Genomic DNA, 2,870 nt, shown 5'->3' with positions numbered 1-2,870 from the left:
GGACAGCCAGGCGTTTCATCTGAGATGAACAACCATTTCATCCCGGCCGCCGCCTCGGTTCGGGGAGGCCAGGCCCTGCAGGACCTCGGGAGGGCGCCGTTGGAGGTCCCGGTCGCCTGCTGGGCTACGCCGACCGATCCGGGGCCGTGAACGCGTCGTCGAACGCGTAGTCGAAGACGTACTCCACCGAAGTCTCGCCGTAGCGGTGGTCGAAGGAGCCGGAGCCGCCGAGGCCGGTCAGGCCGCGGGTGCCCGAGCCGGGGACCACGGTGAAGCGGCAACGGGTACCGGTGGTGTCGAAGGTGCCGCTCTCCTCCAGGACGAAGGCGCCCTCGCGGCCGTCGACGGTGCCGGTGACCAGCTCCATGCCGGTGAAGGTGCCGGTGCTCTCCCCCGTGTAGGCCACGGTGTAGGCGCAGGTCGTCGCGGGGGCGACGAGGGCGCCGGTGAAGGCGTTGACGACCGTGGCGCGTGCCAGGCGGGGGAAGGCGCCCTGCGGGCCGACCGGGTGCTCCTCCCAGTCCTTGAAGGTGAAGGCGTTGGCCGTGGGTGCGTGGATGGATTCGGGCGTCGTGGTCGGTGTGGGCACCGGGGCCTCCTGGTGTGGGTGATGCGGGCTGTCGGCCCGTCTGTGCACAGCCTGGGCGGCATACCTGCCATCTCCTGTCAGGTATGCCGGACAATGACCGCATGCGCGCCGACCGGCTCCTCTCCCTCCTGCTGCTGCTCCAGAACCGCGGCCGGATGACCGCCCCCGAGCTCGCCGCCGAGCTGGAGGTCTCCGTCCGCACCGTGTACCGGGACGTCGAGGCGCTCGGCGCCTCCGGGATCCCCGTCCACGCCGACCGGGGCCCGGCCGGCGGATTCCGGCTCGTCGACGGCTACCGGACCCGGCTCACCGGTCTGACCGACGTCCAGGCGGGCTCCCTGTTCCTCGCGGGCGCCCCCGGCCCCGCCCGGGACCTCGGCCTCGGCGCCGACCTCACCGCCGCCCAGCTGAAACTCCAGGCCGCCCTCCCCGCCGAACTCGCCGACCGGGCCCGCCGGATCCAGCAGCGCTTCCACCTCGACGCACCCGCATGGTTCCGCGACGCCGACCCCGTACCCCACCTCGCGCAGATCGCCGAGGCGGTCTGGGAGCAGCGGATCCTGAACACCCACTACCGCCGCTGGCGCGGCGCCGTCCACCGTCGGCTGTGGCCGCTGGGACTCGTACTCAAGGGCGGCATCTGGTACTTGGCCGCCCGGGCCGCGGAAGAGGTGGAGCCTGCGGAGGCCGATTCGGCCCCGGGGCAGGCCGAGGGCGCCCTGCGGACCTACCGGGTGGGCCGCTTCCTCGCCGTGGAGGCCCCCGGCGAGCGTTTCGAACGCCCCGACGGCTTCGACCTCGCCGCGTACTGGGAGGAGTCCGCCCGCCGCCTGGAGGCGGCCACGCGCCGGCAGACCGCCGTCGTACGGCTCTCCCCGCGCGCCCGGCGCCTGCTGCCGATGATGTTCGGGGCGGCGGGCGTCCGCGCCCTCGCCACCGCGGCCCCGCCCGACGCGGAGGGCCGGGTGGTCGTGGAACTCGCCGTCGAGTCCGGCTCCGTGGCCGTCGGCGACCTGCTCCGCCTCGGCGTGGACGCCGAGGTGCTCGGCCCGCCGGAGCTGCGCCGGGCCCTCGCGGTCGCGGTGGCAGAACTGGCCGAGCGGTACCGCTGACAATCCTCCGGCCCCCTGGCCGGGCCCGCGCGTGCCGGGCGTGGGGGTGCCTCCGGCGATCCGGACGGGCGCACCTTGGCCGCCGCGCCGGGGCGGGGGACGTCGTCCACCGGGAGGCGGATGCCGAAGACCCGGGCGTGGCCGGTCCAGCCCTTCACGCCGCCGCGGTCGGTGGAGGTCCGGACCCGGCGGCGCGAGCTGGCGACGGCCGGGACGAGGTGCAGGTACACCGGCGGACACGGTCCGTCCGGACGTCGAGCATTCCCCCCGGGCGCGTGTGCCCCGGTGCCGGGCCCGCGCCGACACCGGATCTCGCCGGAGGCCTCAGGGCGCAGGCGGCGGCTCGACCTCCAGGAAGCGGCGCCGGCGGGGGCCGCGGTACAGCAGGCAGACCCAGCCGAGCCGTTCGAGTGCGGTGGCGCAGGCCGTGAGGCGCTCCTGCTCCTCCTCGGCCGCGCCGCTGCCCGGCGGGCCCAGCCAGGTCACCTCGACGCGGTCGTCCCCGGACGCGGCGGGGCCCACCCGGTACCCGGTCCTGGTGCGCGGCCCGTCCGGGTCCTGCGGATCCCGGGCCGACGGCGGGAGGCCCGCCGCCTCCAGTGCGAGGGCCACCGCACGCGGCATCAATCGCAGTTCCCACGGGGCCGGAACTCCGGCGCCCGACGGGCCGTTGACGAGCCGGCGGATCTGCAGCAGGCCTTCGTGGGCGGTACGGAGCTCCGCGGCCCGTTCCGCTGCGGTGAGCGCGGGGCCGTCGCCGTCCGCCGGTTCGAAACCCTGCCCGATCGTGTCCACGTACGGTTTCCTCCTCGTCCCGTCGGATCCCGTCAGATGCGGTGCCGTTTCTGAGTACCTCATACCCGACGACCTGAGTATCCGGCCCGATTCCCGGGGCGGCCCGCGCTGATCGAATGGGGGCATGACCTCCGAGACCGGCACCGGCACCGCCACCGCGCCCACCGCGAGCCGCCCGCGCATGCAGCAGCATGTGACCACCGCCGGCTCGGCGCTGGTCGTGGCCCTGGTGCCGCTCGTGATCGGGGTCCTGGTGGCCAAGGGGCTCGCCGCGGACCCGCACGCACCGGTCAACGCCCTGATCACCGGCGGCGGCCAGCGCGCCGGTCTGCCGCGGGCCGAGTGGCGCCGCCGCGGGCACGCCACGATGCGCC

3 protein-coding genes and 1 pseudogene are annotated in these 2,870 nt (G+C 75.4%); 2 read left to right on the top strand and 2 right to left on the bottom strand.

Going from position 1 to position 2,870, the window contains the following annotated elements:
* Window positions 1-124: 124 nt before the first annotated feature.
* Window positions 125-589, bottom strand: a complete 465-nt coding sequence (locus ABZY57_RS32540; protein ID WP_356518119.1) for a DUF3224 domain-containing protein — start codon at window positions 587-589, stop codon at window positions 125-127.
* Between the two features lie 101 nt (window positions 590-690).
* Between ABZY57_RS32540 and ABZY57_RS32535 the strand changes: the two genes are divergently transcribed.
* Window positions 691-1,701 carry a WYL domain-containing protein gene (locus ABZY57_RS32535; protein ID WP_356518121.1) on the top strand — a complete coding sequence of 337 codons (1,011 nt, stop codon included), beginning with the start codon at window positions 691-693 and terminating at the stop codon, window positions 1,699-1,701.
* Window positions 1,702-2,025: 324 nt separating this feature from the next.
* On the opposite strand, the gene ABZY57_RS32530 is transcribed toward ABZY57_RS32535, so the two are convergent.
* Window positions 2,026-2,496: a hypothetical protein gene (locus ABZY57_RS32530; RefSeq protein WP_356518117.1), complete on the bottom strand. Its 471-nt coding sequence runs from the start codon at window positions 2,494-2,496 to the stop codon at window positions 2,026-2,028.
* 124 nt (window positions 2,497-2,620) lie between these two features.
* On the opposite strand from ABZY57_RS32530, the pseudogene ABZY57_RS32525 reads away from it, so the two are divergent.
* Window positions 2,621-2,870: pseudogene (locus tag ABZY57_RS32525) on the top strand (hypothetical protein); the annotation flags it as partial.

It is taken from the genome of Streptomyces sp. NPDC006450 (genome assembly GCF_040612195.1).
In the GTDB taxonomy this organism is placed as follows: domain Bacteria; phylum Actinomycetota; class Actinomycetes; order Streptomycetales; family Streptomycetaceae; genus Streptomyces.
Note: the sequence above shows the minus strand (reverse complement) of the source record. Positions and strands in the feature narration are given on the sequence as shown.